1 protein-coding gene is annotated in these 1,129 nt (G+C 63.5%); it reads right to left on the reverse strand.

The genetic code is table 11. The features are described 5' to 3' along the window. Positions 1 to 1,092: an IS630 family transposase gene (locus ACZ7MX_RS39705; RefSeq protein ID WP_472139595.1), complete on the reverse strand. Its 1,092-nt coding sequence runs from the start codon at positions 1,090 to 1,092 to the stop codon at positions 1 to 3. Between the last annotated feature and the right edge of the window lie 37 nt (positions 1,093 to 1,129).

Raw genomic sequence — 1,129 nt, forward strand, 5'->3', positions numbered from 1 at the left:
CTAGTGATCTGAGTCAGAGATTCGTCGGCAGTATGCAGCGACTTTGTCGAGGATCTCGTCGGCGGTCTTCGTCCAGGCGAAGGGCCTTGGGTGTTCGTTCCAGTCGGCGAGCCAGCTGCGGATGTCGTGTTCGAGAGCCTGGACGGAGCGGTGAACACCACGCTTGAGTTTCTTCTGCGTGAGCTCTGCGAACCATCGTTCCACCAGGTTCAGCCAGGACGAACTCGTCGGTGTGAAGTGCAGGTGGAAACGGGGATGCGCCAGCAGCCACTTCTTGATGGCGGGCGTCTTGTGGGTGACGTAGTTGTCGAGGATGAGGTGCACTTCCAGGTCGGCGGGCACCTCTTTGTCGAGCTTGGTGAGGAACTTCTTGAACTCGACGGCCCGGTGCCGCCGGTGCAGGGAGCCGATCACCTTTCCCGTGGCGACCTCCAAGGCCGCGAACAGAGTGGTGGTGCCGGCGCGGACGTAGTCGTGACTGCGGCGTTCGGGAACACCGGGCACCATCGGCAGTACGGGCTGAGACCGGTCCAGGGCCTGGATCTGCGACTTCTCGTCCACACACAGGACCAGGGCCTTCTCCGGCGGATCAAGATAGAGGCCCACCACGTCACGGACCTTGTCGATGAACAGAGGGTCGGTGGAGAGCTTGAACGTCTGCGACCGGTGTGGGGCCAGGGCGAAAGCCCGCCAGATCCGCGAGATGGCGGACTGGGACATGCCTGTTGCTGCCGCCATGGACCTGGTCGACCAGTGGCTGGCGTTCTTCGGTTTCTCCTCAAGCGTCTTGACGATGACGCGCTCGACATCTGCGTCTGTGATCTTCCGCGGGACACCGGGCCGTGGCTCGTCGGACAGGCCGTCCAGACCACGTTCGAGGAAGCGCCGCCGCCAGGTGCGGACCATGTCCGCGGTGACGCCGAGCCGGCGTGACACCTCCATGATCGAGTGCCCCTCGGCGCACTCCAGAACGATCCTTGAGCGCTGAGCCAAAGACTGGGCCGTCGAGCGACGACGCACCCAGCCCTCCAGCACAGCCCGCTGGGCATCGGTCACCGACAACGGCGGAATCTTCGGACCCGGACGACTCATACCCAACCAACGACGAATCTCCGACTCAGGTCACTAG

It is taken from the genome of Streptomyces sp. NPDC107765 (assembly GCF_055657085.1).